Source organism: Streptomyces sp. NPDC001502, from assembly GCF_042894785.1.
Lineage (GTDB): Bacteria > Actinomycetota > Actinomycetes > Streptomycetales > Streptomycetaceae > Streptomyces > Streptomyces kutzneri.
On sequence record NZ_JBIAVW010000017.1, the window covers coordinates 13,912 to 40,586 of the forward strand.

22 protein-coding genes are annotated in these 26,675 nt (G+C 71.8%); 14 read left to right on the top strand and 8 right to left on the bottom strand.

Going from position 1 to position 26,675, the window contains the following annotated elements; all coding sequences use genetic code 11:
- Window positions 1–61 precede the first annotated feature (61 nt).
- Both ACFY0D_RS26820 and ACFY0D_RS26825 read right to left on the bottom strand, forming a co-directional pair.
- Window positions 62–1,093, bottom strand: coding sequence for a hypothetical protein (locus ACFY0D_RS26820; RefSeq protein WP_390800612.1), 1,032 nt, complete (start codon window positions 1,091–1,093; stop codon window positions 62–64).
- A gap of 152 nt (window positions 1,094–1,245) precedes the next feature.
- On the bottom strand, window positions 1,246–2,148 hold the full coding sequence (locus ACFY0D_RS26825; RefSeq protein WP_390800613.1) for an oxidoreductase: 903 nt from the start codon (window positions 2,146–2,148) through the stop codon (window positions 1,246–1,248).
- Window positions 2,149–2,219: 71 nt separating this feature from the next.
- On the opposite strand from ACFY0D_RS26825, the gene ACFY0D_RS26830 reads away from it, so the two are divergent.
- Both ACFY0D_RS26830 and ACFY0D_RS26835 read left to right on the top strand, forming a co-directional pair.
- Entirely contained in the window at window positions 2,220–3,200 is a 981-nt protein-coding gene (locus tag ACFY0D_RS26830; RefSeq protein ID WP_390800614.1) for an ArsR family transcriptional regulator, read from the top strand.
- A gap of 101 nt (window positions 3,201–3,301) precedes the next feature.
- On the top strand, window positions 3,302–3,820 hold the full coding sequence (locus ACFY0D_RS26835; protein ID WP_390800615.1) for an SRPBCC family protein: 519 nt from the start codon (window positions 3,302–3,304) through the stop codon (window positions 3,818–3,820).
- Here the strand turns inward: ACFY0D_RS26835 and ACFY0D_RS26840 are convergent.
- Window positions 3,801–4,076, bottom strand: coding sequence for an SHOCT domain-containing protein (locus ACFY0D_RS26840; RefSeq protein ID WP_390800616.1), 276 nt, complete (start codon window positions 4,074–4,076; stop codon window positions 3,801–3,803). The two genes, ACFY0D_RS26835 and ACFY0D_RS26840, sit on opposite strands and share 20 nt — an antisense overlap.
- Window positions 4,077–4,373: 297 nt before the next feature.
- Here ACFY0D_RS26840 and ACFY0D_RS26845 point away from each other — a divergent pair, with 297 nt between their 5' ends.
- From ACFY0D_RS26845 to ACFY0D_RS26865, 5 genes are all read left to right on the top strand, one after another.
- Window positions 4,374–4,748, top strand: coding sequence for a hypothetical protein (locus tag ACFY0D_RS26845; protein WP_150255496.1), 375 nt, complete (start codon window positions 4,374–4,376; stop codon window positions 4,746–4,748).
- Window positions 4,749–4,929: 181 nt separating this feature from the next.
- Window positions 4,930–5,295 carry an ArsR/SmtB family transcription factor gene (locus ACFY0D_RS26850; RefSeq protein ID WP_390800753.1) on the top strand — a complete coding sequence of 122 codons (366 nt, stop codon included), beginning with the start codon at window positions 4,930–4,932 and terminating at the stop codon, window positions 5,293–5,295.
- Window positions 5,296–5,449: 154 nt separating this feature from the next.
- On the top strand, window positions 5,450–5,716 hold the full coding sequence (locus ACFY0D_RS26855; RefSeq protein WP_390800617.1) for a hypothetical protein: 267 nt from the start codon (window positions 5,450–5,452) through the stop codon (window positions 5,714–5,716).
- A complete protein-coding gene (locus ACFY0D_RS26860) occupies window positions 5,717–9,076 on the top strand; it encodes a protein kinase (protein WP_390800754.1) in 3,360 nt (1,119 codons plus the stop codon).
- Between the two features lie 121 nt (window positions 9,077–9,197).
- Window positions 9,198–9,806, top strand: coding sequence for a DUF6529 family protein (locus tag ACFY0D_RS26865; protein ID WP_390800618.1), 609 nt, complete (start codon window positions 9,198–9,200; stop codon window positions 9,804–9,806).
- 227 nt (window positions 9,807–10,033) lie between these two features.
- Here the strand turns inward: ACFY0D_RS26865 and ACFY0D_RS26870 are convergent, their stop codons facing one another.
- The 3 genes from ACFY0D_RS26870 to ACFY0D_RS26880 are packed head-to-tail and all read right to left on the bottom strand — an operon-like array spanning window position 10,034 to window position 12,420.
- Window positions 10,034–10,507 (bottom strand): NUDIX hydrolase, encoded by a 474-nt coding sequence (locus tag ACFY0D_RS26870; protein WP_390800619.1) that lies wholly within the window; start codon window positions 10,505–10,507, stop codon window positions 10,034–10,036.
- Between the two features lie 45 nt (window positions 10,508–10,552).
- Window positions 10,553–11,218: a response regulator gene (locus ACFY0D_RS26875; protein ID WP_390800620.1), complete on the bottom strand. Its 666-nt coding sequence runs from the start codon at window positions 11,216–11,218 to the stop codon at window positions 10,553–10,555.
- A complete protein-coding gene (locus ACFY0D_RS26880) occupies window positions 11,215–12,420 on the bottom strand; it encodes a sensor histidine kinase (RefSeq protein WP_390800621.1) in 1,206 nt (401 codons plus the stop codon). The genes ACFY0D_RS26875 and ACFY0D_RS26880 overlap by 4 nt, the downstream gene beginning before the upstream one ends.
- 320 nt (window positions 12,421–12,740) lie before the next feature.
- On the opposite strand from ACFY0D_RS26880, the gene ACFY0D_RS26885 reads away from it, so the two are divergent.
- The 3 genes from ACFY0D_RS26885 (at window position 12,741) to ACFY0D_RS26895 (ending at window position 19,652) form a co-directional block, all read left to right on the top strand.
- A complete protein-coding gene (locus tag ACFY0D_RS26885; RefSeq protein ID WP_390800622.1) occupies window positions 12,741–13,979 on the top strand; it encodes a hypothetical protein in 1,239 nt (412 codons plus the stop codon).
- Window positions 13,980–14,335: 356 nt separating this feature from the next.
- Complete coding sequence (locus ACFY0D_RS26890; protein ID WP_390800755.1) at window positions 14,336–18,148, top strand: CDP-glycerol glycerophosphotransferase family protein; 3,813 nt, start codon at window positions 14,336–14,338, stop codon at window positions 18,146–18,148.
- The gene (locus ACFY0D_RS26895; RefSeq protein WP_390800623.1) at window positions 18,141–19,652 is read left to right on the top strand and encodes a hypothetical protein; all 1,512 of its coding nucleotides are present in this window, start codon (window positions 18,141–18,143) and stop codon (window positions 19,650–19,652) included. Before ACFY0D_RS26890 ends, ACFY0D_RS26895 begins: the two co-directional genes overlap by 8 nt.
- Here ACFY0D_RS26895 and ACFY0D_RS26900 read toward each other — a convergent pair.
- On the bottom strand, window positions 19,636–20,595 hold the full coding sequence (locus ACFY0D_RS26900) for an endonuclease/exonuclease/phosphatase family protein (protein ID WP_390800624.1): 960 nt from the start codon (window positions 20,593–20,595) through the stop codon (window positions 19,636–19,638). The two genes, ACFY0D_RS26895 and ACFY0D_RS26900, sit on opposite strands and share 17 nt — an antisense overlap.
- 113 nt (window positions 20,596–20,708) lie before the next feature.
- On the opposite strand from ACFY0D_RS26900, the gene ACFY0D_RS26905 reads away from it, so the two are divergent.
- The 4 genes from ACFY0D_RS26905 to ACFY0D_RS26920 all read left to right on the top strand — a co-directional run bounded on the left by ACFY0D_RS26905 (window position 20,709) and on the right by ACFY0D_RS26920 (window position 25,359).
- Entirely contained in the window at window positions 20,709–21,668 is a 960-nt protein-coding gene (locus ACFY0D_RS26905; RefSeq protein WP_390800625.1) for an aldo/keto reductase family oxidoreductase, read from the top strand.
- An 82-nt stretch (window positions 21,669–21,750) separates the two neighbouring features.
- Complete coding sequence (locus ACFY0D_RS26910) at window positions 21,751–23,256, top strand: alpha/beta hydrolase (RefSeq protein ID WP_390800626.1); 1,506 nt, start codon at window positions 21,751–21,753, stop codon at window positions 23,254–23,256.
- Between the two features lie 495 nt (window positions 23,257–23,751).
- Complete coding sequence (locus ACFY0D_RS26915) at window positions 23,752–23,925, top strand: hypothetical protein (RefSeq protein ID WP_301373390.1); 174 nt, start codon at window positions 23,752–23,754, stop codon at window positions 23,923–23,925.
- 93 nt (window positions 23,926–24,018) lie between these two features.
- Entirely contained in the window at window positions 24,019–25,359 is a 1,341-nt protein-coding gene (locus tag ACFY0D_RS26920) for a DUF2252 domain-containing protein (protein WP_390800627.1), read from the top strand.
- A 13-nt stretch (window positions 25,360–25,372) separates the two neighbouring features.
- Here ACFY0D_RS26920 and ACFY0D_RS26925 read toward each other — a convergent pair whose 3' ends face one another.
- A complete protein-coding gene (locus ACFY0D_RS26925) occupies window positions 25,373–26,665 on the bottom strand; it encodes an MFS transporter (protein ID WP_390800628.1) in 1,293 nt (430 codons plus the stop codon).
- Window positions 26,666–26,675 lie beyond the last annotated feature (10 nt).

The following is a 26,675-nucleotide window of genomic DNA, read 5'->3' on the forward strand; positions in this document are numbered from 1 at the left end:
ATCGCGGACGCACACGGCGAGCCGGTGGCCGGCCGGCCGGGATTGCGCCGGCCGCGGACGGTCATTCCGTGTCGGCACCCGTCCGGCGGGCGGGACGCGTCCGGAGCCAGTACGAGCGCGCCGCGACGGTCAGGGCGATGCCGTAAACGGCGAAGGCGGCCATCCCGATCCAGCCGACCAGCAGCGCGTCGCCCGAGGAGTGGAAGTCGCCGCGCCGCATCGTCACCACCCCGGCCGTGGCCAGGACGAGGTATCCGACCCCCAGAACGCCGTACGGGGCGAGCGTGGCAGCACCGAGCAGAGCCGGGGCGAGCGGGAGCCAGCGCGGCACCCGCCGGCCGCGCAGGAACAGCGTCCAGCGCGGGAAGACCTGCCCCCACGGACGGACCAGGCCCCAGAGCAGGAAAACGCCGAGCGCGGCCAGCAGCGCGGTGGGGTCCAGGCCCCAGGACTCCAGCGTGAGGAAGATCCCCGAGGCGCCGTTCCGCTCCGAGACCGCGAGCATCTCCTCACCGGTGATCCCCGCGAACGTCCCGCCGGACGCCCAGACCAGCTTCATCGCCGCGTACGGGACAAAGGCCAGCGTCCCTGCCCAGGCGGCGAGTCGGAGGCGCTGCGGCGCAGCGGACGGCGCGCGTACGGCAGGACCGGCGGGCAGTCGGCCGGACCGGGCCGTCGCCGCGAGCAGGACCGCCCCGACCGCCGCGAGGGCCCTGTTCGCAGCGGAGGCCCGGCTGTCCACCCCCTGACCGAGCATCAGCGTGATCACATCCATCAGCAGGCCGAACGCGCTGATCCCTGCCAGCCCGCACAGCACCAGGAGCAGCACCCGCAACGGTGGCAGCAATCCATACCGCACCACCGCTCCTGCGGCCGACGTCCCCAGCGCACCCAGCGTCACGACCGCCCAACCCAGCCCGGGGGTCCCTGAGCCACCACCGTGGTGGAGCAAGGGGGTCCCGCTCAGCGCGCACGCCAGGCCGAAGCAGGCGTACAGCACCCCCCACAGCATCGTTGCCCGGGCCACCCGGCGCGGCCATCGCTGCCACCAGGCCCTCCAGGGCGCCTTCATCGTCCATTCGGCATTGGTCATGTTCTGAACGTCGCACCGGCCGGAACAGGGTGGCGTCGGCCGCCGGAACGATCTCCCTCCCCCGGGCGGGGGAGCGACCTCCGAGACCGAGGTGTGAGCTACGGGGGTGGTGGCTGCCCCCCCCCGCAACGCCCCACCGGCACGACGCGCCGTCAGCTGTGGTGCACCGCCTCCAGGACGGCGAGATCCTCCTCCGACAGGCGCAGGGACCCGGCGGCCACGTTCGCGTCCAGGTGATCCGGGTCGCCCGTGCCGGGAATGGCCAGTACGTGCGGTCCCCGCCGGAGCGTCCACGCCAGCCGTACCTGCGCCGGGCTCGCGCCGTGGGCCCGGGCGACGGCACGCACCTCCTCGTGCTCGGCTCCGTTCGCGCCCGCCTGCCGACCGGTCCCCGCGATGGAGTAGAAGGGGACGAACGCGATGCCCTGCTCACCGCAGGTGCGCACGAACCCGTCGTGCTCGGGCCGCACCCCGATCCCGTACATGTTCTGCACGCAGACCACCGGCGCGATGGCCCGGGCCTCGGCGAGGTGCTCGGGAGTGACGTTGGAGATGCCGAGGTGGCGGATGAGGCCCGCGTCGCGGAGCTCGGCCAGCGCGCCGAAGCGCTCGGCGATGGAATCGGTCCCGACGATGCGCAGGTTCACCACGTCGAGGTGGTCGCGGCCGAGCTGGCGCAGGTTCTCCTCGACCTGGCCGCGCAGCAGCTCCGGGGTGGCGTGTTCGCGCCAGGCGCCGGACGGGTCCCGGCCCGGACCGACCTTGGTGGTGATCACGAGGTCCTCCGGATAGGGGGCCAGCGCCGTGTTGATCAGCTCGTTGGCGGAGCGCAGCGGCGAGAAGTAGAACGCGGCGGTGTCGATGTGGTTCACCCCGAGTTCGACCGCCCGGCGCAGTACGCCGATCGCCTGGCCGCGGTCCCGGGGAAGGGCGTCGTCCGCGAACGCCTCGCCGGTCTGCGTCAGACGCATCGCGCCGAAGCCGATCCGGTTGATCTTCAGGTCGCCGAGGTTCCAGGTGCCCGCGGCGTCCGCCGTCATCGTCTGTGAGGTCATGCCCCGGATGATCCCCACCCGGTAGGCTGCCAGGCCATTGATTAAGGCATGACCGAATCCTTGGAGTGGCCGTGCTGGCGGAACTGGCGTTCTCCGTGAGCGATCTCGCGCAGATGCGGTTCGCCGTCTCGCCGATGTGGGAGGTCGGGCCCAGCTACCGGCTGCTGGCCTCCGGGGCCACGTCCCCCGTACACCGGCCCTGGACCGAGCAGGTGAGGCCACGGCTGGCGGCCGCCGGCCTCGACCGGGGCTGGCTGGCCGAACTGATCCCGCCCTCGGGGTACGTACCCGACTTCCTCAACCCGGCGCCCACCGGTCCGGCTCCTTCCCTGACGGAGGAGCTGGCCAGGATCCAGGCCACACCCGACTCCCGGGTCCGCCGGGAACTCGACCGCCTGCGACAGGAACAGGGACGCCTCGGCCCGCGCACGCGGACCCTGTACGCCGACCCGCGGGCCCGCCTGGTCCGGGTCGCGGAAGAGATCGGGACCTACTGGGAGCTGGCCCTGGCGCCCTACTGGGCACGGATCCGCGCGGTACTCGACGCCGATGTCTTCCACCGGGCCCGGCAGGCCGCCGAGCACGGCGCCGGCCGCCTCTTCAACGACCTCCACCCCTCGGTGAGCTGGGGCGACAACGCGCTCCGGCTGTCCCGCCGGCATCGGCCCCTGTCCCGCGGAACGGCGGGTGCCGGGCTGCTGCTGATCCCCTCGGTCTTCATCGAACCGGTCCCCTTCACCCGGGTGACGCCCCCGGAACCACCGCAACTCGCCTATCCGGCGCGCGGCACCGGCTCCCTGTGGGAACCCCGGCCCGCCGGCAGGACCGAGGCCCTGGCCGCCGTGCTGGGCCGCTCCCGCACCCGGCTGCTGAGCGAACTGGAAACCCCGGCCTCCACCACCGAACTGGCCCGCCGTACGGGGCTCTCGGCCGCCGGAGTGTCCCAGTACCTGACCGCGCTGCGCGCAGCGGGCCTGGTCAGTGCCCACCGGGCCGGGCGCTCCGTGCTCTACGCCCGCACCGCCGTCGCCGAGGCCCTCCTCGTTGCCTAAGGGCTGTCCCGTAATCCCCGGTGGTCGCGCGCCCGCCGGGGATTACGGGACGGCCCTTAGACTCCAGGCGTGGAACGGGGACGATCACAGGGAGGGGCACCATGAGCGGGCGCCGGTGGAGCCTGGAGGAGCGCATCGTGGTGGACGCGGCCCCCGAGGACGTCCACCGGGTGGTGTCCGACCTGCGGAACATGGGCCGTTGGAGCCCGGAATGCCGCCGCGTCTGGGTGCCCCGGCCGCCGGACCGCCCCGGCAGCCGCTTCGTCGGGCTCAACCGGAGAGGGCCGTTCGTCTGGTTCACGGTGGGTCGGATCACGGCCCTGCGCACGCCGGCGCAGGCGCCGGACGGAACCGGTGAGTTCACCTTCGACGTCGGCATCTTCGGGCTGCCGATCGCGCGTTGGGGCTACCGGTTCGAACCGGAGGGCGAGCGCACGCGCGTCACGGAGACGTGGCAGGACCTGCGCACGGGCCGGGGCTCCCGCCTGACCACGCTGCTCGGCGCGGTGTTCGCCGGCACCGGCCCGGACCGGCGCATCGCAGTCAACCGCGCCGGGATGCGCACGACCCTGGACCGTCTTGCGGCGGGCTTCGGCGCAGTCACGCAGCACCGTTCTTGAGGGACCGGCCGAACTGCTCGTCCAGGACGGACAGCCGCCGCCAGTACTCGTCCTCGTCGATCTCCCCGGCGGCGAAGCGCCGCCCCAGGATGGCGATCGGCGACCGCTCACCGTACGCCGCCGCCCCGCGGCGCCCGCGCCAGACGGTACGGCGCAGCACGGTGACGACACCGACGACGACCGCCGCCCAGATCAGCGGAAGGAACAGGATCCACGGGCCGGGCCCGTCGTAGGCGAGGGTGGTGAAGGTGTCCATCTCGATTCATCTCCTCGGAAGCACGGACGTTTCGTCTCACCCCGAGACTCCTCGCAAATCCCCCTCCGGTCGTCGTACGGCCGGCTGCACCCCGGGTACTTCCACGGGAGTACCCGGGGTGCAGCCGTGCGAGCCGGTACGCGTGGGACAGCAGGGGGCCATGCGCACATTCCACGCAATCTCCCGTTCCCCGTACGGCGCCACGCACGCTCGGTAGCGTCGGGGTCACAAGCAGTCCGGTGTCGGCAGGCACGGAGCACCGGGCGGAGTCCGTAGAAGGCAAGGGAGCGAATACCGATGGCGAACGTTGAGGTCTCTTTGAAGGAGACGATGACGTCGATCGAGGGTGCGATGGGAGCCGCGTTGGTGGACTACACCAGCGGTATGGCGCTGGGGACCCTCGGCGGTGGCAAGGATCTTGACCTCACGGTCGCCGCCGCGGGCAACACGGACGTGATCCGGGCGAAGGTCCGCACGATGGAGATGCTGGGCCTCAAGGACGAGATCGAGGACGTCCTGATCACCCTCGGCGGCCAGTACCACCTGATCCGGCTGCTCAAGGGCCGGGGCCACGGCGGGCTGTTCCTGTACGTCGTACTGGACAAGACCCAATCCAACCTGGCCATGGCCCGTCACCAGCTCAAGCGCATCGAGGCTGCTCTGGAGCTCTGAGTCCTGCACTTTCGCGCCCACGCATGCCCATGAGTTGAAGAATTCTTCAATCCGGCACATCTGAAACAGGTAATCCCCGGGCGTGCGTGGGCCCGTCCGTACGAATGTATGGGTGGTCGGCCGACTGGAAGCCCCGCGCCCCCAAGCAAGGTTTGAAGCAACAGCAGGAGCACTCATGGGAATGCAGGTCCCCCTCTACCAGGCGAAGGCCGAGTTCTTCCGCATGCTCGGACACCCCGTCCGCATCCGCGTCCTGGAACTCCTGCAGAACGGCCCCGTACCCGTACGCGACCTCCTGGCCGCGATCGACGTCGAGGCATCGAACCTCTCCCAGCAGTTGGCGGTCCTGCGCCGGTCCGGCATCGTCGTTTCCATCCGCGACGGAGCGACCGTCAGCTACGCCCTCGCCGGCGGCGACGTGGCCGACCTCCTGCGCGCGGCACGCCGCATCCTGACCGAGCTCCTGACCGGTCAGAGTGAACTCCTCGCGGAACTGAAGCAGTTGGGACCGCAGCCGGACTGCGCGGACAAGGTCATCGGCCGCTGACGCCGACCGACGCAGCCCGACCGCGCTGCGCCCACAGGGCGACGTAAGGCTCGAACCTTCTGTCCCCGCATCTGGACCACGGGCCCCTACCCGGTCGCCGCACCGCTTGGTACCCTCCGCGCGCGCACCGGGGGACGCTGAACCAGGGGGAAGAATGGCCGAGTTGCTCACCGACGAGGATCCGGAACGGATCGCCGGGTACTGGCTCGCCGCGCGGCTCGGCGCGGGTGGCCAAGGAACGGTGTACGAGGGCTACGACGAGGCCGGGCAGCGCGTCGCCGTCAAGGTGCTGCGCCCGGAACTCGTCGCCCGCCCCGACATCGCGGGCCGGTTCGCCAAGGAGGTGCTCGCCGCCCAGCGCGTGGAGTCCTTCTGCACCGCACGGGTCCTGGAGAGCGGAACCGACGGCGAACGACCCTAAATCGTCAGCGAGTTCGTCCCCGGCCGGGATCTGCGCAAAGCCGTCCGCGACTCGGGCCCGCTCACCGGCGACGCGCTGGTACGGCTGGCCACCGGGGCCGCCACCGCCCTGGCCGCCATCCACCGCGCGGGTGTCGTCCACCGCGACCTCAAACCGGACAACATCCTCCTCGGCCCCGACGGCCCCCGCGTCATCGACTTCGGCATCGCCCGCACCGCGGACATGTCGCTCACCGATACCGGACACCTGATGGGCACACCGGGCTACATGGCCCCCGAGGTGCTCACTGGGCGCCGCGCCGACGGCGCCGCCGACGTCTTCGCCTGGGGAGCGGTGATGCTGTTCGCGGCCACCGGACGCGATCCCTTCCGCGGCGAGAACATCGGCGAGATCGTCGTACGGGTCACCGAACACCACCCGGACCTCGCCCCTTTGCCGCCCGCGCTGCGCGAACTGGTCGGTGAGGCCTTGGCCAAGGACCCGGCCGACCGCCCCACCGCCACCGGGATCCTGCTCAGGATGCTCGGCGGACCGGCCGACGCGGCCGGTGCGGCCCTGCTCGCCGCCGGGCGGGACAATGCCGGGCGCCTGCGCGACGCCACCGCCGACGCCGCCGAGCCGGCCCTCGGCGCCGCCGCGGAGGCGACGTACCAGCGCCTGCCGGAACCGGTCCGGCAGGCCGTACGGGAGATCACGCTCCGCCTGATCGTCCCTGGCGCCGCCGCCGACGGCTCCGAGGACACCCTCCGCACCGCCGCCACGGCGGAATGGCTCGACGGCCGCCCGTACGAGGAACGCAGGGCGCTGCGTGACGCGTTCGACTCCCTTGCCGTCGCCCGGCTTCTCGTCCTGGAGGACGACGCCGCACGTCTCGCCTCCCTCGGCCTGCTGCGTGCGTGGCCGCGGTTGCGCGACTGGGTGGACCGCGACCGCGAAGCCCTGCTCCTGCTGCGCTGGCTCACCGCGGCCGCCGGGCACTGGGACGGGCAGGGCCGGCGGGCCGAGGACCTCCCGGCCGGCAACGCCCCCGAGGCGGCACGCGCCTGCGTGGCCGGGGCGCCGGGCTGGCACCGCGCGAGCCGGCTGGAGGGCGCGTTCCTGGAGGCGTGCCGCCAGGCGGCCGCAGCGCGCCGAAGGCGTACCCGGCGGCTGCGCGCGGGAGCGGCGGCCCTGCTGTCCCTCGCGCTCGTGGCGGGCCTGGTCGCCTGGCAGCAGAAGAGCGTCAGCGACGAACGGGCCCGCCAGGCGTCCGCCCGTACGATGGCCTCCATCGCCGAGAGCCTGCGTACCTCGGACCCCGAAATGGCCGCCCTGCTGAGCGTCGCGGCCTGGCGGATCGCCCCGGTCGACGACGCGCGGGCCGCCCTGTACGGATCCCTGGGCCAGGACGAGCGGGGCGTCGCCAACAACCTCGCCCAGGTCTCGACCGGCTACTACGACGACCACGCGGACTTCCTGCTCGACGGCCGGACCCTGGCCGTACTCGACGCCCAGACGAGCGTGGAGATCTGGGACGTGGTCAGCGGCAAGCGCACGGGCCGCGCCGATCTTCCCGCGGGCACCCCCGACCTGCCGGCCGCCGTGGACCCCGCGGGGACCTTCGCCGCGCAGCCGATGAGCCACGGGGTCCAGCTGATCGACCTCAGGACCGGCAAGGCCGGCCCGCTGCTCCTGCCGGACAGCCCGACGCCCAAGGTCCTCGCGATGGCCCGGGAGGCCGCCTGGGCCGCGATCGGCACCACCACTCCCGACGAGGTGGTCCTCGTCGAAGGCCGCTCCGGCCGGACGGCGCTGCGCACACCGGTGAGCAGCACCGTCGCCCTGTCCCCGGACGGCGCGACCTATGCCCACTGCCCGCCGGGCCGCCCCGTGCAGCTGTACTCGACGGCCACCGGGCGGACGGTCGAACTGCGCCGGGAGTCCCCTTATCCCACGATCACCTGTGAAACCGGCCAGAGCCTGGCCTTCAGCGCGGACGGCAAGCGCCTGATCCACACCGGAAGCGGCCGCACCTCCACCCTGTGGGACGTGTCCTCGCGCACCGCCGTACGCGAGTTCGGCGCGGATTCGGTGGCGGCCCTCAGCCCGGACGGTGCGCTCGCCGTGGAGATCACCGGAACCCAGCTGAAGGTGTGGTCCGACAGCGGGACCTCGACCTCGTCCGTCCTGCTCGGCTATCCCCGGCTGGACACGGACGGCCGGGCCATGAACCTGTCCGTCGCCTTCGACGCGGACAGCCGGCTGCTGCGGTACGTGGCCAGGGACCGTCAGGTCCGTTCGCTGGACCTGACGTACGGACTCCAGGACGCGGCCGCCAAGGCGAACGTCCCCGAGGCGGTCTTCGCCCCGGACGCGGCAACACTCGCGACCGTGGGAGCCACGGACAGCGACGCGGAGGACCGCTTCCGGCTGTGGAGCACCGCCGACGGCCGGGAACGCAGGCTGCCGCACCACCCGGTCATGCCGTCCATCCCGGACGCGTACGACGAGGACGACGACGGTTCGTCCGCCTACTCCCGCGATGGGGGGCTCCTCGCCACGGCCTCCTGGCACGAGGACCGCAAGCAGCGGGTGACGGTGTGGGACACCCGCGAGAACCGGCTGCGCACGGAGCTCACCCTGCCCGAACCCGTCATCTTCATCAGCGGGTTCGCGTTCACCCCCGACGGCACCCGGCTGGCCGTCGCGGTCACCGAGCAGGAGGGGTCCGGCCCCGTCACCCACGTCCTGCAGATGTGGGACATCAGGTCCGGCCGCCAGGAGTACGAGATCGCCGGCGCAGGCGCGGCCAACCTGGCGATCAGCCCCGACGGCTCCCTCCTGGTCACCTCCGCGGGGGAGCGCGTGGACCTCGCCACCCGGGCCGTCGAGCGCGGTGTCCTCGGCCCCGGTGTCATCCAGGACCTGGAGTTCAGCGACGACGGCTCGGTGCTGGCGGTGAGCCTCCTGCAGGGCACGGTCACGCTGTGGGACGGTGACGGACGCCGCCGCCTGGGAGGCCTGTCGAGTACGGCGGCCACGCGCGGCGACGACTTCGGCGGGCGGGTGGCGGGGCTGCGGTTCTCGCGCGACGGCAAGACCCTGGCCGCGATCGTCGGCGACAGCCGGGTCCAGCTGTGGGACGTACCCGCCCGGCGGCGGCTCGGCGATCCGCTGCGCGGGTCCGCCGGACTGCTGCGTGCCCTCGCCTTCGACTCCCGGGGGCGGCTGCACGTCTCGTCCTCGAAGCACCCGCACCGTGTCTTCGACCTCGAACCGACGACCGTGGCGCGGGCGCTGTGCGAGCGGGTCGGCTGGGACCTCACCCCCGCGCAGTGGGAGCAGAACGTGCCCGACCTGCCCTACCGCTCGGTCTGCTGAGGCCCGGAACGCCGACGAGGAGTCGAGCTCGCTACGGCCGCGTCGGCCGTCATCTGCCGCACCGGGCGAGTACAAGGGATGGCAAACCGCAAACACTCAGGGTTGCGAGACGAGGAGCACCATGTCGCACGACCGGCCCGCTCTGCGCCGCCCGGAAGCCGGGCTCGCCCTCGCACTGGCGTTCGCGGCTGCCGCCGCGGTCTTCGTCGCCGTCTTCCTGATCGGCCGGGCGAACACGCCGGACTACACGGCGACACTGTTCGGCCAGGCGGACATCGATGCCGTGCGGCTCAAGGCCCAGCTCGCCACCGGCGTCCTGGCGCTGGCGGTCCTCCAGCTGCTGCTGGCGCTGTGGATGTACGGCCGGCTGCCCGGGGTACGCCAGGTGCCGGGCCCGGTGCCGCTCACCCACCGGATCGTCGGTGTGGTCCTGTTCGCCCTCACGGTCCCGATCACGGTGCACTGCATCCAGGCGTACGGCGTCCAGCTGAACGGCTCGCGCGCGGCAGTGCACTCGATCGCGGGCTGCTTCTTCTACGGGGCCTTCGCCGCCAAGGTCCTGCTGGTGCGGAGCCGGCGCCTGCCGGGCTGGGCCCTGCCACTGGCGGGGGGCGCGCTGGTCGTCGTGGTGGTCGTCCTCTGGTACACGAGTGCGCTGTGGTACTTCAACGGAAACAGCGTGCCGCTCCTGACGCTCGGACACCACCACCTGCCACCGGGGCAGTTGTGAAGAAGACCTGCCGGTGACACCGGCCGGGCGCGAAGCCGCCCGTGGCCGTCGGCTTCGCCGGGCACCTGGCATGGTCGGACGGGGAGGTGTCGGTGTGGGCTGGAGCCGGGCGATCTGCAAGTTCGTCGACAGTGGTGAGGTGGCCGGCCTGGGCCGCGGTCATCTTCAAGCCGAGCCGCGTCGAAGCCGCTCTCACAGGGCCCCGTCGTCCCTGAAGCGTGGCGCGCTCAACGCGTCAGGCCGTGCCAAGGACCGTCCGGTACCAGGGTGGCGAGAACGGACAGCAAGGACGGCGGCTCGATCCGATCCGGCAGCGTGTTCAGGTCGGACCACTTGATCCAGGCGTGTCCGTCGAAATTGGCCTGCTCGTCGGGGAGGAGGCCGGCCGGACTCAACGTCGGCCGTTCCGCGGCGAAATGGGCCACGAAGAAATCCTCCGGCCCGGCATACCGCTTCCCGTTCCACCGAATGTCACGTGGGGCCGACACGGACCGGTCGCGGACCGCAGCGGGGTCCAGGCCGGTCTCCTCCGCCAGTTCCCGCCGGGCCGCGATCAGCGGTGTCTCACCGGGTTCGATACCGCCGCCAGGCGGCTCCCAGAGCATCACACCGTCGAACGGATCACGCCAGCGGAGCAGGAGCAGGCGCTGGGCGGCATCCAGGCAGATCACCCGCACGGCGGGCCGATGTGACGTCTCCACAGCCTTGACCCTACTTGACCACGCCATGACCAACACGGCGAACGTTCAGCCGAGCCAGCCGGGGCGGACCAGGCCGGATTCGTAGGCCAGGACGACCAGCTGGGCGCGGTCACGGGCGCCCAGCTTCACCATGGTGCGGCTGACGTGCGTCTTCGCGGTGAGGGGGCTGACGACCAGGCGGCGGGCGATCTCCTCGTTGGACAGGCCCATGCCCACCAGGGCCATCACCTCCCGTTCCCGGTCGGTGAGCCGGCCCAGCCCGGCCGCCGTGGCGGGCTGTTTCGAGCGGGCCGCGAACTCCGCGATCAGCCGGCGGGTGACGCCGGGGGACAGGAGAGCGTCGCCCGCCACCACCGCCCGGACCGCCCGCAGCAGTTCCTCCGGCTCGGTGTCCTTGACCAGGAAACCGGAGGCGCCCGACCGGATCGCCTCGAAGACGTACTCGTCGAGCTCGAAGGTGGTGAGCATGACCACCCGCACGGCGGCCAGGGACCCGTCCTCGCCGATCCGGCGGGTCGCGGCGAGTCCGTCCAGCACCGGCATCCGGATGTCCATGAGCACGACATCGGGGCGCAGCTCCCGGACCAGCCGTACGGCCTCTTCGCCGTCGGCGGCCTCGCCCGCCACCTCGATGTCGGGCTGGGCGTCGAGCAGCGCCCGGAACCCGGCCCGGACGAGCAGTTGGTCGTCGGCGAGCAGTACGCGGATCACAGGTCCTCCTCGAACGCGCCGGCCTTCGGCGGGAGCACGGCGATCACCCGGAAGCCGCCGTCCGGTCGTGGGCCGGCCTCGACGGTGCCGCCCAGGGCCGAGGCCCGCTCGCGCATCCCGACGAGCCCGTTACCGCTGCCGCCCGGGGTTCCCCCGGTGGCCGGGCCGTCGTCGTCCACCCGTAGTTCGAGGGTGTGCGGCTGCCAGGTGAGGCGGATACGGGCGGTGCGCGAACCGGAGTGGCGCATCACATTGGTCAGTGCCTCCTGCAGGATGCGGAAGGCGGCGAGATCCACGCCGGGGGGCAGCGCCCTGGCCTCCCCCTCGGCCGAGACCTCCACGGTCAGCCCGGCCGCCGCGGCCTGCTCCACGAGCTCGGGGAGGCGGTCCAGACCGGGCGCGGGGGAGCGCGGTGCCTCGCCGGGGGAGCGCAGGGTGTCGAGGACCTGCCGGACCTCGCCCAGCGCCTCCTTGCTCGCCGCCTTGATGGTGGCGAGCGCCGTACGGGCCTGCTCGGGATCGGAGTCGAGCAGGGCCAGTCCGACGCCCGCCTGGACGTTGATCACCGAGATGCTGTGGGCGAGGACGTCGTGCAGCTCCCGCGCGATCCGCAGGCGCTCCTCGTCCACCCGGCGTCTCTCGGCCGCCGCCCGCTCGGCCCGTTCCCGGGCCCACTGCTCCCGGCGTACGCGCACGAGCTCCGCGACGGCGAGCACCGCGAGCACCCATGCGGTGACGCCCACCTCCTGTGCCCAGGACGTCGGGCCGTTCCCGGCGGGCGGGAGCCACCGGTAGAGCCAGTGCCCGATGAGCAGGTGCCCGGCCCAGAACAGGCCGACGGCGCCCCAGGCCGCCCGGCGGTGCCCGGAGACGACGGCGGCGAAGCAGGCCAGGGCGAGACTGAGGAACACCGGGCCGTACGGGTACCCGGCACCCACATAGACCAGGGTGACGACGCTGACCCCGTACGCCACGGCCACCGGGTACCGGTGCCGCACCACGAGCAGGGCGGGCCCGATCAGCAGCAGGAGCCGGGCGAAGCCGTCCAGCGCCACCCGCCCGCTCTGCGCGTGCGCGGCCCACCCCGCGCCGATCTGCGCGAAGACGGCCACGAGCAGCGCCGAGCGCCAGGCCGGGCCCCGCCCGGTCCGCTCCACCCACCGCCGCCACGGGGGACCCGGGCGCTCACGCAGCTCTTCCATACAGCCACGCTAGACGGCGCCCGCCGTCACCCGCGTCACCCCCGCGTAGCGTTTCAGGCGTACTCCCCACGTAGTACCCGTACCCGACTTTTCGGCCGCGCGGACGACGGCACGACCGGTGGCGAGGTGTGATCGACATCTGGTGGTGGAGGCGGGCGGATCAGGCTAGGTTGCACGGAAGCGGAGGCCGTCGGGGACATCCGCCCCCGGCACCCGCCGGTTGCCCACTGCCGTAAATTGTCCAACGGCCCGCCGGGTAAGGCTGGGCAAAAGGTACGAGTTGGGGCAGGTGTGGGCAGGACATGGCGCGACGCGGACGTATGGAAGCGGACCGAGGTGCCACCTCCGCCGCGCCCGCGGTGCCGGGCTCCGAGATAGCCGCGGCGGCCGACGGCGGGAGCGCGGCCCGGGGCTGGCTCCGGCTCGGACGGGACGGGCGGCTCACGGCCTACGCGAGCTGCTCCGAAGGCCTGGTGCGCTGGACCGAGTCCGCGCCCGGCTCCGACATCTGGCAGGGCCCCGAGCTGTTCCCCGTCGAAGGATGGGCGGGACGGTTCACGCTGGCCCAGGATTCCAACGGGTTCGTCTGGTTCGCCGGCACCCGCCACCGGGACGGGGCGCCGGGCGGCCGCGAGCTGATCATCGCCACCCAGTACCAGACCGGCCGCCCGCTCGGCGAGTGGCGCGCGGTGGGCAACCCGTTCCCGGAACGCAAGCGGGAACAGGGGCGCGGGCCGGAGCAGTCCCAGGGCCAGGGTCAGGGCCAGAGCCAGGGCCAGGGCCAGAGTCAGAGTCAGGAGTCGTCGGAGGCCGAGTCGGGGGCGCCCCTGCCCCCGCCCGGAGACCCGATCGTGCTCCCCGACGGCACCGGTGCGCTTCACATCCTCACCACCCGGTTCGGCGTGGGAGCGCGCGGCCGGACCCGGCGCGCCGATGGCGTATGGGGCAATTGGGCCGACTATCAGGGCAAATGGGTGCGCGGGGCCGTCGTTCCCCTCGTGACCGCCCAGGGCCGGGCCGAGTTCCTGGTCACCTTCCGGGGCGGGGCCTCGTACTGGGGCCAGGACGCGCCGGGAAGCGACTTCAGATGGCTCGGGCGCATGAAGGCCGATGCCGTGGAGGGGACGTACAGCTCCTGCGAGACGGGCCCCGGCACCGGCACCTACTTCTGGCGCCACCCGGCGGACGGCGGCGTCATCGCCTATCGCCCCCAGGCCCCCGCCGGTGCGTCGCCCGCGCTCATGCCGCTGGGAGGCGCGGGCGGGGTCGGCCCGGTGGGTGTCGCCCGTACGCGCATCGGCGGGTACGACTGCACCGTCCTGCTGCAGCGGGGGGCCGAGGGCTGCCCGGAGATCGCCGCCTACCCGACGGAGGGTGAGCAGTACGGCACTTGGTGGGCCCCCGTGGGGGACCGGTGCGCGGGCCTGCCGGCCATCTCGCTCGACGCCCGCGGCTCGGTCACGATCGCGATGATCGACATGGACGGAGGGCTGCTGGTCGCCCGGCAGGATCCGGCGGACCCCGGTCTCGCCTTCGGTCCGTGGTGTCGGGTGGGGTGATCCACCTCACCCGAACGCCCGTGCTGCGGCGACCGGAGCAACGATTTCGTGTGCCGTGCCTGGACCTACCGGGAGTTGAGCCGCCCCGCAGGTGCGGGAGGTCGGCACTCATTCGCGAACGTGAAGCATTGGGCGTGTGAGGCGCTCATGAATACTTGCTCGCCATTAAGTGATTGGCCTACGCTGCGCAGACGCTGTGAAGGTCGTATAAGTGTGCGGTCGACTGCGGTGGGGCGGGTCGAGTGTTCGGGGAGCGGTGGGTGACCGGATTCAGGGGCGGGTCCGGCGGCGCGCCCCGGCAACTTCCGGTACGCCGTGAGAAGTGTGTCTATCGAGGAGCTTTCTGAGTGGCAGGTATGCCCCGCCTGAGTGTTGTCGTGCCCTTCCAGGACGTTGAGATATACCTCCAGGAATGTCTGGAATCGATAGCCAGGCAGACGTTCTCGGCACTCGAAGTAATCATGGTCGATGACGGCTCGACCGACTCCTCGACGGCCATAGCCGCCGACTTCGCCCGCCGCGACCCCCGGTTCAAACTCCTGCGCCAGGAGTCGATGGGGCCGGGACATGCCCGCAATGTCGGCATTCGAGCCGCTCATCCGCAGGCCGAGTTCCTCGCGTTCGTCGACGGCGACGACGTCATACCCGAGTATGCCTACGAGCTGCTCGTGCAGACCCTCGAAGGCTCCGGTTCCGATTTCGTGTCGGGCAACGTGCAGATGATGAACTCCACCAAGAGGTGGCAGTCCCCCCTGCACAAGGCGCCCATGCAGAAGAGCAGGCGCGGCACGCACATCACCAAGCTGCCGGACCTCATCTACGACCGCACCGTGTGGAACAAGGTGTTCCGCCGGTCCTTCTGGGACTACCACTACATCGCGTTCCCCGAGGGCGTCATGTACGAGGACTCCTGGGTCAACATGTTCGCCCACTTCCGGGCCGCCAAGGTCGACATCCTCACGGACATCGTCTACTTCTGGCGTCGGCGCGAGGGCGGCGCGGCCCCCTCCATCACCCAGCGGCACACCGAGTTCAGCAACCTCCAGGACCGCGTCTCCGCGGTCCGCTCGGTCAGCCGCTTCCTCGCCGGCCACCGTGCGCGGTCCTACTCGGACCACAAGCGCAAGTACGACCTGGCCTGCCTGAAGTCGGACCTGATGCTGCACCTGAAGGTGCTGCCGGACGCCGACGAGGAGTACCAGGACGCCTTCATGCAGTGGGCGAATGAATTCCTTGACGAGGCCGACGCGGACATCATCCAGGAGCTTCCGGCCGATGCACGGGTCAAGTGGCTCCTGGTGCGCGAGGGACGCCTGAAAGAACTGCTCGACGTCGTCGAGTTCGAGCGCAAGGGCGGGCCCCTGCCCGTGCAGCGCCGCTTCCACCGCTACCTCAACTACCCCTACCTCGGCGACCGTTCGATCGGCCTAGACAAGAGCGCCTACCGGCTCGACAAGGAACTCTCGCTCCACGGCTCGCTGAACCGGGCGGCCTGGGACGACAACGACCACCTGACCCTGGAGGGGTCCGCGTACGTCCGCTTCATCAACGTGCACAAGCGGCACATGTCGATGAAGGCGATCGCGCTGCGCAACAAGAAGCAGGGCCGTGTGGTCGTCGCCAAGGCGAGGACCACCTACTACCCGCAGGCCACCGAGTACTCGAACCAGAACCGCTATTGCTACGACTGGTCCGGCTTCCAGGTCAGCTTCGACACCAGCCGCCTCAAGCGCAAGGGGGAGTGGGTCGAGGGCACTTGGGACGTCGCGGCGGGCGTCCTGAGCCGCGGCCTGTTCCGCTACAAGGGCATAGCCCGGGGCGGCGCGGGCAGCGCCGCCAACCCGCCCTACCGGTACGTGGACAAGAACATCCGCGTGGTGCCGCTCTTCCTGCAGGGCAAGCTCAAGCTCCGCGTCGAGACGGTCCGTTGCCGCATCACCCGGCACCGCATGGTCGGTGACCACATCGAGCTCGGCGGTGTCTACCTCGGCGCCAAGCTCCCCGAGTGGGCCAAGTTCCGGGTGACCAGCATGAGCGGCGCCGGCCGCCACGACTCGTGGGTCCACTTCACGCCCGGCGGGGAGGGCTGGTACCTCTTCGTCACCCGCATACCGGTCAAGGCGCTCGTCCCCGGACACCGCACGAACTCCTCCGACGGGGTCCCGGAGTCCTGGAACACCGGCGCCAACGGCTGGAAGACCACCTTCCACGTCGAGGGACGCAAGGCGGCCATCTACCCCGTCATGGCCGAGGACGCCACCGACGGCCACTACCGGATGCCCGCCGGGCTGCAGACCGACGGCGGAGACCGCGAGGTCTTCGTGCACCGCAACGGCTCCGGCTACGTGGTCCTGTTCGAACGGGACACTCTGCCGCTGGCCAAGTCCGCCACCTGGCGCGAGGACGGCTCGCTGGAGGTCGTCGTCGGCTACGCCGCACAGGACATGCTCGACGCGTCCGAGTACGCCATGGCGCACGTCGTCGTACGCTCCCGCGCGCACGGCGCGGAACGCATCGCCCCGATCACCTGGTACGGGGACGAGTTCCGCTTCGTCGTCACCCCCGCCGCGATGCGCACGCTGGCCGGCGACATCCCGCTGGCCTCCGGCCGCTGGGACTTCTTCCTGCGCCGCCACGATCCCTCCGCGGTCACCCCGGAGAACCGCTCCAGCGACCTCATGGTCAAGATGACGCAGGACCTGATCCCCACCCTGCCGCAGGACATGACCGGCAACGAGCGCCGCTACGAGCTACAGTCGGAGGCCTACGACAGGCTCTCGCTCCTGGTCCACTCGGCGATGCCGGACGAGGCCCGCGGCCCCTACCGGCAGAAGCTGATGCGCACCAAGACGTATCCGGCGGCCCGCCGCAAGCCCGTGACCCAGGCCGTGCTCTTCGACGCCTTCAAGGGGACCCAGTACTCCGACAGCCCGCGCGCGCTGCACGAGGAGATGGTCCGCCGCGGCCTGGACCTCGAACACCTGTGGGTGGTGCGCGACGACCAGGTGGAGGTTCCCCCCACCGCCCGGCCCGTGCGCATGTGGTCCCCCGACTGGTACGAGGCCATGGCCCGGGCGAAGTACGTCGTGGCCAACAACCACCTGCCGGACTGGTTCGAGAAGCGCGAGGGACAGGTCGTCGTACAGACCTGGCACGGCACCCCGCTCAAGCGCATCGGACACGACATCGAAGCCGTGCACTTCGCGGACAAGCGGTACCTGGAGCGCGTGGAGAAGGAGGTGCAGAACTGGGACATGCTGGTGTCCCCGAACAGTTTCAGCACCCCGATCCTCAAGCGGGCCTTCCAGTTCCCCGGCGAGATGGTCGAGAGCGGCTATCCCCGCAACGACATCCTGCGCCGCGCGGACTCCGGACAGCGGGCGGCCGAAGTACGCCGCCGCATCGGCCTGCCGCCGGGCAAGAAGGCCATCATGTACGCGCCGACCTGGCGCGACGACCAGTTCTACGCACCCGGGAAGTACAAGCTCGACTTCCGCATCGACCTCGACGAGGCCAAGGCGCAGCTGGGCCACGACCACGTCCTGCTCGTGCGGCGCCACCCCAATGTGGTGGACCCCGTACCGGGCGCCGGCGACGGCTTCGTCTTCGACGTGTCCGACTACCCGGACATGGCGGACCTCTCGCTCATCGCGGACGTGATGATCACGGACTACTCCTCCCTGATGTTCGACTTCGTCAACACCGGGCGGCCGATCCTCTTCTTCACCTACGACCTGGACCACTACCGCGACACCCTGCGCGGCTTCTACTTCGACTTCGAGCAGTCCGCCCCCGGCCCCCTCGTGTACTCCTCCCCGGAGCTGATCGGGGCGATCCGCAACATCGACCGCATCCAGCAGGGCTACGCCGCCCGCTACCGCTGGTTCCAGCAGGAATTCTGTGACCTCGACGACGGCTACGCCTCGGCCAGGCTGACCGACCGCATCCTGATCGCCGGAGGGGACCTCGACCCCGCCCGGGCGCAGGCCCCGGCTGTCGGAGCGGTCCGCGGCCGCGCGGCGGGTCCGGCGGGTCCGCGGGGCGAGGCGGGTCAGGCGGGTCCAGCAGGTCAGGCGGGTCAGGCGGGTCAGGCAGGTCCCTGGAACGGAGGCACCCTCGGTCAGGTGCCGCGCCAGCCGGCGAGAAGAATGGATTCCGAGCATGTCTAAGACAGCCCAGAGCACGCGCCGCGTCTTCACCGGCGTGGACTCCTCCGGGGCGGTGCCGATCGAGTACCGGTTCTCCCACGCGCGCAACGGCAACCGCCACCTGGTCGTCGTCTTCGCGAACCGCTACGCGACCAACGAGTACGGCTGGGCCAACGGCAAGCTCGACCTGCTCCGCTCCAACATCCTGTGGGTCCGCGACCTGTTCGACGGCGCGAACACCTACTACCTGTGCAAGGGGATGGACTTCTCCCTGGAGCAGTCCGTCGCCGGGCTCATCTCGCGCGTCATGGGCGCCCTGTCGCTCTCGCCGGACCAAGTGACCATGTTCGGCAGCTCCAAGGGCGGCAGCGCGGCCCTGTTCTTCGGCTTGAAGTACGGCTTCCGGAACATCGTGGCCAGCGTGCCGCAGTTCCAGATCGGCACCCGCGTCAAGGAGGGCAACCCCGAGGCGGTCCGGGTGATGATGGGCGAGGCGACGGAGCACAACGTACGCGTCCTCGACTCGGTCCTCCCCGACCTGGTCCACAGCGGGGCGAACCGCTCCGCCAACATCTACCTGGTCACCTCGCCCCAGGACGAGCAGTACGCGAGCCAGGTGGAGCCGTTCGTCAGGCTCTTCCAGGCACACGAGAACTTCAACTTCGTCTACAACGACTCTTCCCTCATCACCGACCACGGGAAAGTCACCCTGCGCAACCTCCCCACCCTGATAGGGCTGTTGAACCTCCTCGTCGAGGGCATCACCCCCCGGTTCGGCATGGTCCGCAACGGCTACGAGGAGCCCCAGCGCGACACGTCGGCCATCGACGCCTACCTGACCCAGACCTCCCTGGTGCAGAGCGACGAGTCCTTCCCCCGGCCGGTGGTGCTGACGCCGACGACGGAGGAGCGGGTCCCCGCGAACACCGTCCGTTTCACGGGCACCGCGGTGGGCGCCGTACGCGTCAGCTTCTGGCAGGACGGCAAGCACAAGGGCTCCGCGCCCGTCGCCGCGGACGGCACCTGGGTCTGGGAACGCAGCAGCCCCTGGCCCAAGGGGAGGCACGTCGTCAGGCTGTTCGCCGCCGACGCCAACAACTACCAGACCGAGCGCACCGAAGCGGTCTTCACGGCCGTGGAGAACGCGTCCGCGGCCCTGCCCGAATACGAGCCCGCGCCCCCGCCGATGCCCAGGCCGGCGCAGCGCCTCGTGCTGTCGGTGACCGCCCCGGCCGCCCACCAGCAGCTGTCGGGCCCCGCCGTCGGCTTCGCGGGCTACGCCCCGGGCGCCGTCCGCGTGGACTTCCAGGAGGGCGGAGCCGCCCTGGGGACGTGCGAGGTGCGGGCCGACGGCAGTTGGGTGTGGGAGCCCGGCTGGGCCTGGAACCAGGGTGACCACTTCGTCGAGGCCATCGCGGTGGACGCCGTCGGAAACGCCTCCCCCTGGACGGCCGTCCCCTTCACTTTGATCATGAACTCCTACCCCGTGCCCGCACAGGGGGCGTTCTTCAACCCACGGTACTGATCGTGGCCGGGTCCTCGGGGCGGGTCACCCGCATCACCAGCGGCCGGTGGTCGGACGCCTTGGTGTCCACCACCTTGCACGCGGTGCGGGGGAGCCGGGTGAACAGGTAGTCGATCTTCGTGCCGTCCTTGAGGGTGGCGCGCCCCGCCCGCGAGCTGCCCTTCTGGTCGCACTCGCGGTACGTGGTGTACGCCTCCGACGGCCAGATCCAGGCGGACGTGTTCCGGTCGCCCACCGGCGGCGGGGAGTTGAAGTCCCCGCCGAAGACCGTGGCGGCGTCCGTCGACGCGGCGGCGACCAGCGAGCTCAGCTGGTCGTCACGGAAGTCCCAGTCAGGGTGCTCGTCGTCGCTCTCCCGCAGCGACAGGTGCGCGTTGCACACCCGGACCCGCTGGGCCGGGACCCGCGCGCACAGGACCCCTCGGTGCAGGCCCACCGTCGGCTGCTCGGTCGGTATCGCCTCCACGTCCGTGAGCGGGGAGCCGGCCAGCAGGCCGTAGCCCGCCTGGCCCCGACCCTGCCCGGTGCAGTCGACGGGCGAACGGCGGCCCGCCGAGTCGACCTCGGCGTACGGTTCGAAGGCCGTATGCCACTGCGGGCCGAGACCGCGGGCGAAGGAGAGCAGGTCCTCGGAGCACACCTCCTGCAAAAGCAGGACCTGGACGCCCGAATCGCCGATCAGGTCGCGCAGCTGCTGGAGCTTCTCCTTCGGGCCCCCGGTCTTCTCGCAGCTCCACTGCCGCACCCCGCACATGTTCCAGGTGGCCACCGAGACCTCGTCGGCCGTCCCGGCGCCCGCACCGGCACCCGTGACCGACGCCGGTGTCTGCCCCGACGTGCACGCCACCGCGGTCAACAGGCTCAGGGTCGCCGCCGTGCGGCCGAACCGGCGGCGGAGCGACCGCCGCCGCGACCACCGCCCGGTCTCCGTGTGTCTCTGCATTCGGACATCATTGGGTATGCGCCGGTCAGACCGTGCATCGGGCCCGGTGTGAACCGCTGCGCATCCCCGCGCATGCCGTGAAGCACCCGTCGGACACCCCCTAGGGTGGAGCGGTGACGAACGCGAGTACGAGCTTGAGCGGCGACCGGGTGCTGTACGGGTGCATGGGCCTGGGCGGGAGCTGGGACCCCGACCCGTACGGGCCCGCGGACATCGACGCCGCCGAAGCGGCCGTCGCCGCCGCCCTCGACATCGGAATCACCACCTTCGACCACGCCGACATCTACCGGCACGGGAAGGCCGAGGCCGTCTTCGGTGAGGTGCTCGCGCGCACACCAGGGCTGCGCGAGCGCATCACCCTCCAGACCAAGTGCGGGATCCGGCTGGGCGACAAGGACCGCCCGGGGATGTACGACCTGCGCGGGGAGAGCATCACGCGGCGCGTCGAGGAGAGCCTGACCCGGCTGCGGACCGATGTGATCGACGTCCTCCTGCTGCACCGTCCCGACCCGCTGGCGGACGTGGACTCGATCGCCGCAGCGCTGACCTCCCTGCACCGCCAGGGCCTCGTCCGCGGCTTCGGCGTGTCCAACATGGGCGCCGCGCAGATCGCCCACCTCCAGGCCCGGCTCGACGTACCGCTGGCGGCCAACCAGCTGGAGATGAGCCTGCACAGCCGTGCCTGGGTCGAGGCCGGAGTCCTCCTCAACACACCGGAATCCGCGCAGAACGGGTTCCCGTTCGGCACGCTGGAGCACTGCCGCGACCACGGCGTCCGCCTCCAGGCCTGGGGCGCGCTGGCACAGGGCCGCTTCACCGGCCGCGAGGAGACGCCCGCCGAGCGGGCCACCGCGCAGCTGTTGGCCGAGCTGGCCCGGCAGAAGGACACCACGCCCGAGTCGGTCCTGCTGTGGTGGCTGATGCGGCACCCCGCCGCCATCGCGCCGGTCATCGGCAGCGCGCGCCCCGACCGGATCCGCGCCTGCCGCGACGCGGCGCTGCGAGAGCCCGAGCTCACGCACGAGGAGTGGTACGAACTCTGGATCACGGCCCGGGGCGTGCCGCTGCCTTAGGGAGGTGCAGGGGGTTACCCCCACCGGCGGCCGACCGGCAAGCCGGATGGGACCCCGAGCGGAGTTCAACAAGGCTTGCGCCATGACGACTTACCCGCACAAGGCCCTGCTCCTCGCCCTCGCCACGGCCACCGTGGCAGCCGGTTCGACCGCGACCGCCACACCGGCCGTGGCCCGCCCCACCATGACCGGCCCGCAGCTCGACTGGCACCGCTGCACCCATCCGGACGCGCCCGCCGCCCAGGAGTGCGCCGAGCTGCCCGTCCCGCTCGACTACGACGCCCCCGACGGCCGGCAGCTCACCCTCGCCGTCTCCCGCATCCGCAGCGACCGCCCCCAGGCCCGGCGCGGCACGCTGATCGTGATACCCGGCGGACCGGGCGGATCCGGTGTGCAGCGCCTGACGCAGAAGGGCGACGCCCTGCGGCGGGAGCTCGCCGGGGCCTACGACCTCGTCGCCTTCGATCCGCGCGGAGTGGGCGCGAGTACCACCGCCGACTGCGACCTCGCCCCCGAGGACCGGTATCTGACCAGCCTGCGGTCCTGGCCGGGCCCGGACGGCGACATCACCGAGAACATCGCCCGGTCCCGGCGCATCGCCGAGGCCTGCGCCCGCAACGGCGGCCCCGAGCTGCGCAGTTTCACCACGGCCAACCAGGTCCGCGACATGGACCGCTTCCGCGTCGCGCTCGGCGAGCGCAAGCTCTCCGCCTGGGGCACCTCGTACGGGACGTACGTGGGCGCCGTGTACGCGCAGAAGTACCCCCGGCACACCGACCGCTGGGTCCTCGACAGCAGTGGCGACCCCGACCCGAAGCGGGTCGCCCGCGGCTGGCTGGCGAACATGTCGCAGGGCGCGGCGGACCGCCTGCCCGACCTCGCGGCCTGGGTCACCCACCCCGACCGGGACCGCGACGGCCTGCGACTGGCCGCGACGGCGCAGGAGGTGGAGCCGCTCCTCGTCTCGCTCGCGGCCCGGCTGGACCGCGAGCCGAGGGCGACGACGACCCCCGGAGTGCCACTGACCGGCAACGGGCTGCGCCAGGCCCTCCAGAACGCGCTCTACGCCGACGCCGCCTTCGCCTCCTTCGCCCGGCTCGTGCGGACGGCGCAGGACCCGGCGGGGACCCCGGTGCTCCCCAAGGAGCTCGCCGCGCCCATCCGGAACGAGGACGCCGCGCTCATGGTCGGCGTCATCTGCAACGACGTGGCGTGGCCGGACGTGCCCATGGCCTCGTACCGGCGGGCGGTCGACGCCGACCGCGCCCGGTACCCGCTCACGGCCGGCATGCCGGTGAACGTAACGCCCTGTTCCTTCTGGCAGACCCCCACACAGAAGCCGACCCGGATCACCGACGACGGCCCGTCCAACATCCTCATGCTCCAGAGCCGCCGGGACCCGGCCACCCCGCTCTCCGGGGGCCTGAAGATGCGCGAGGCGCTGGGCGACCGGGCCCGGATGGTGACGGTCGAGCAGGGCGGCCACGGGCTGTATCTCGGCAACGGCAACGCCTGCGGCGACCACGCCGTCACCGAGTTCCTCACGAGCGGCCGCCGTCCCGCCGGGGACACGGACTGCGCGAACTGAGCCGCTCGCGCCAGGCACGGCCACCGTCTCCCGCGCGCGCCCAGCGTGATTCCACCGTCGAGCACCGCCCGCAGGCCGTCCGGCATCGACATGGCGGATCCGCATTTGATCTCGGGATCCGAAGGGGTCTCGACCGGAGGACGCTCACCTGGCCAAAGGTCGTGTTTCCTCGCGGGTAACCTCCCGGCAAGGTGCCGGGCCGCGCCCCGTCACCGCCCCGGTCCCGCGCAACCCGTACGACGTCACCCGGCTCGCGGGGGTGACGGCGAACCCGGCCGCCCCGCATCCGCTCCGAGGGTGAACTCCGGGCCCCACAAGGCTCCTCGCGACCGGGGCGGCCGTCCGCGGATGCCTCCCGCTTCCCGTCCCACCGCACTTTCCGTGCGGTCCTGGCCCCCGATATCCATCCGTACTTGTGGGTACTGCGGCCGAATGGCGCCGGATTTGATAGTTCTGGACTGGTCCGGTGTGAGAAAGCTGCGGGAAGGACACGGCATGTTCGATCTACTGCGCCCGGAGACCGTCATGTGCCCCTTCTGTAAGGCCACCGCCGCCGACGGAGTGGTGCGGACCCTGCGGACCGGAGCGGGGTCACTGTCGGTGACCTGGCACACCCTCAACTGCCCGCACTACGCGGCCGACCGGATCCTCGCCGAGAACGAGAGCTGACCGGAGCCGTCCCGGACCACTCCGGGGACGGCGACATGCGGGACCGGAGCCGTGCGACGAGGATGAGGAGGGACCGGCGACGAGGAGCGGCGCATGACCAGTCCAGCTGAGCGGATCCGGCGCGGACGGGCCGTCCGCAAGATCACCGGCCGGGCCGCGCACGGGCGGTGGACCCCCTCCCCGGACCGGCCCGACCCCATCGGGGTACTGCAGCGGCAGGGCGCCGACCGGGTGCCCGAGCTGCTGCCGATCCGCTACGGCCGGATGGCGGCATCGCCGCTCGCCTTCCTGCGCGGCGCTGCCTCCGTCATGGCCGCCGACCTGGCCACCGCACCGCAGACCGGCCTCACCGTCCAGCTGTGCGGGGACGCACACCTGCTGAACTTCGGCATGTTCGCCTCTCCGGAGCGCGCCCTGCTCTTCGACCTCAACGACTTCGACGAGACCTTCCCCGGCCCCTTCGAATGGGACGTCAAACGGCTCGCCGCGAGCGTCGCGGTGGCCGCCCGCGACAACGGGCAGGGCGACGACCGCGCCGCGAGAGCCGCCCTCGGCGCGGCCCGGGCCTACCGGCAGACCATCCGGGAGCTCGCCGGACACCGCGAGCTGGACGTCTGGTACCACCGGATCGACACCGCCGAGCTGCTGCCCCTCATCCGCAAGCCCGAACAGCGCGACCGCGTGGAGGCCAGCCTGGCGCGCGCCCGCCGCCGCACCAGCCTGCGCGCGCTCGGCAAGCTCACCGAGGTCAGCGACGGGCGCCGGCGGATCATCCACGACCCGCCGCTGCTGGAGCCCCTCGCCCGGGCGGACTCGCGGGAGGTCGACCAGATCTTCGCCAGGTACCGCAGCACCCTCGCCGAGGAACGCCGCCTCCTGCTGGACCGCTTCCGGTTCGCCGACGCGGCGCGCAAGGTCGTCGGCGTCGGGAGCGTGGGGACCCGCTGCTTCATCGTGCTGCTCCTCGGACGCGATGCCGACGACCCGCTCTTCCTGCAGATCAAGGAAGCCGTGCCGTCCGTCCTGCAAGGCCACCTCCCGGACGACGGACACGACCACGAAGGGCACCGGGTGGTCGCGGGCCAGCGCCGCATGCAGGCCGCGGGCGACATCTTCCTCGGCTGGACCACCGGACCCGCCGGGCGCCACTTCTACGGCCGGCAGCTGCGCGACATGAAGGGGTCGGCGGATGTCACCGGCATGACCCCGAGCCTGCTCGGCCGGTACGCCGAGCTGTGCGGCAGGGCCCTGGCCCGCGCCCACGCCCGCACGGGCGACCGCATCGCCATCGCGGGCTACCTCGGCGGCGCCGACACCTTCGACCGCGCCGTGGCCGGCTTCGCACTCCGCTACGCGGACCGGACCCGCGCCGATCACGCTCTGCTGACCGCCGCCGTCGCCGACGGGCGGATCACCGCCACCAGCGGCGTCTGAACCGGACCCGGCCTCAGGCCGGCGCTCCCGCCTGCTCCGCCTCCCGGGCCGCCCGGCGGCGCAGCGCGTCCTCGTCGGTGCCGGCGTCGTAGGAGATCAGCTTCGGCAGCAGGGCGGCCAGCACCGCCACCGACGCCACACAGGCCAGCCCGCCGCCCCAGAAGGCCGAACGGGTACCGGTCCAGCCGGCCATCGTGCCCGCCCGGACCTGCCCGAGCTGTGGCCCCACGCTGTACGAGAGCACCTCGATGCCCGCGAGCCGGCCCCGCAGCTCCTCCGGGATCGTCTGGTTCCAGATCGTCGCCCGGCCCAGCCCGCTCATCATGTCGCCCGCACCCGCCACCGCGAGGCACAGCAGCACGAGCCAGATGCCGCAGGACGCGCCGGCCCCCGCGATCGCCAGGCCCCACACCGCCGCGCCGCACACCACCAGCAGCCCGTGCCGGCGCACCCGGGACATCCAGCCGCTGGTCATGCCGAGCACCAGCGAGCCCACCGCCCCGGCCGCGTACATCAGCCCCAGCGCCCAGACCGCGTCGAGCTCGTCCGCGAGGAAGGGATAGATCGCATTCGGGAAGGCGAAGAACATCGCCGCCAGGTCGACGGCGTACGTCCCCAGCAGTACGGGCCGGCTCCACGCGTAGCGCGCGCCCTCCACCACCCCGCGCAGCGACGGACGCTCGGCCCCCTTCACCGGAGGCGCCGGACTGAGCCGCAGGCACAGCAGCACGGACGCGAGGAACCCGAGGACGGTGACGGCGTAGGCCGCGGCGTGACCGGCGAACGCGACGACCACACCCGCCAGCGCCGGACCGGCGATCGCCCCGAACTGGTAGCGCAGCCCGCCCAGCGCGGCGGCGGCCGTCAGCTGCTCGTGCGGCACGATCCGCGCCATCAGCGAGTCCAGGGCCGGCCGCTGGAGCCCGCTCAGGGCCGACACCCCCGCCGCGACCACGTACAGCGGCCACAGCAGCGGATCCGGCAGCAGCGCGTTCACCAGGAGCACCAGGGCGAGCACCCCGAGCCCGGCCTCGGTCAGCAGGATCAGCCGCCGCCGGTCGACCGCGTCGGCGAGAGCACCCCCGTACAGCCCGAAGACCACCAGCGGAACGAGCTCCACCGCACCCATCGCACCGACCGCCATCGGCGAGTCCGTCAGGTGTTTGATCTGCAGCGGCAGCGCGATCATCGCCATGAACGAGCCGAAGTACGTCACCGTGCCCTGGTAGAACAGCATCCTGAAGTCACGGCCGGAACGAAACGGGGCGAAATCGGGCAGTACGGCGGTCCATCGGGAAGTGCTCACGAGATGCCAT

Excerpts from the sequence above, each read along its gene's own strand:
- ACFY0D_RS26820 (WP_390800612.1), bottom strand. The coding sequence starts at position 1,093 with ATGACCAATGCCGAATGGACGATGAAGGCGCCCTGGAGGGCCTGGTGG.
- ACFY0D_RS26825 (WP_390800613.1), bottom strand. The coding sequence starts at position 2,148 with ATGACCTCACAGACGATGACGGCGGACGCCGCGGGCACCTGGAACCTC.
- ACFY0D_RS26835 (WP_390800615.1), top strand. The coding sequence starts at position 3,302 with ATGAGCGGGCGCCGGTGGAGCCTGGAGGAGCGCATCGTGGTGGACGCG.
- ACFY0D_RS26840 (WP_390800616.1), bottom strand. The coding sequence starts at position 4,076 with ATGGACACCTTCACCACCCTCGCCTACGACGGGCCCGGCCCGTGGATC.
- ACFY0D_RS26845 (WP_150255496.1), top strand. The coding sequence starts at position 4,374 with ATGGCGAACGTTGAGGTCTCTTTGAAGGAGACGATGACGTCGATCGAG.
- ACFY0D_RS26850 (WP_390800753.1), top strand. The coding sequence starts at position 4,930 with ATGCAGGTCCCCCTCTACCAGGCGAAGGCCGAGTTCTTCCGCATGCTC.
- ACFY0D_RS26855 (WP_390800617.1), top strand. The coding sequence starts at position 5,450 with ATGGCCGAGTTGCTCACCGACGAGGATCCGGAACGGATCGCCGGGTAC.
- ACFY0D_RS26865 (WP_390800618.1), top strand. The coding sequence starts at position 9,198 with ATGTCGCACGACCGGCCCGCTCTGCGCCGCCCGGAAGCCGGGCTCGCC.
- ACFY0D_RS26880 (WP_390800621.1), bottom strand. The coding sequence starts at position 12,420 with ATGGAAGAGCTGCGTGAGCGCCCGGGTCCCCCGTGGCGGCGGTGGGTG.
- ACFY0D_RS26885 (WP_390800622.1), top strand. The coding sequence starts at position 12,741 with ATGGAAGCGGACCGAGGTGCCACCTCCGCCGCGCCCGCGGTGCCGGGC.
- ACFY0D_RS26890 (WP_390800755.1), top strand. The coding sequence starts at position 14,336 with ATGCCCCGCCTGAGTGTTGTCGTGCCCTTCCAGGACGTTGAGATATAC.
- ACFY0D_RS26895 (WP_390800623.1), top strand. The coding sequence starts at position 18,141 with ATGTCTAAGACAGCCCAGAGCACGCGCCGCGTCTTCACCGGCGTGGAC.
- ACFY0D_RS26900 (WP_390800624.1), bottom strand. The coding sequence starts at position 20,595 with ATGCAGAGACACACGGAGACCGGGCGGTGGTCGCGGCGGCGGTCGCTC.
- ACFY0D_RS26910 (WP_390800626.1), top strand. The coding sequence starts at position 21,751 with ATGACGACTTACCCGCACAAGGCCCTGCTCCTCGCCCTCGCCACGGCC.
- ACFY0D_RS26915 (WP_301373390.1), top strand. The coding sequence starts at position 23,752 with ATGTTCGATCTACTGCGCCCGGAGACCGTCATGTGCCCCTTCTGTAAG.
- ACFY0D_RS26920 (WP_390800627.1), top strand. The coding sequence starts at position 24,019 with ATGACCAGTCCAGCTGAGCGGATCCGGCGCGGACGGGCCGTCCGCAAG.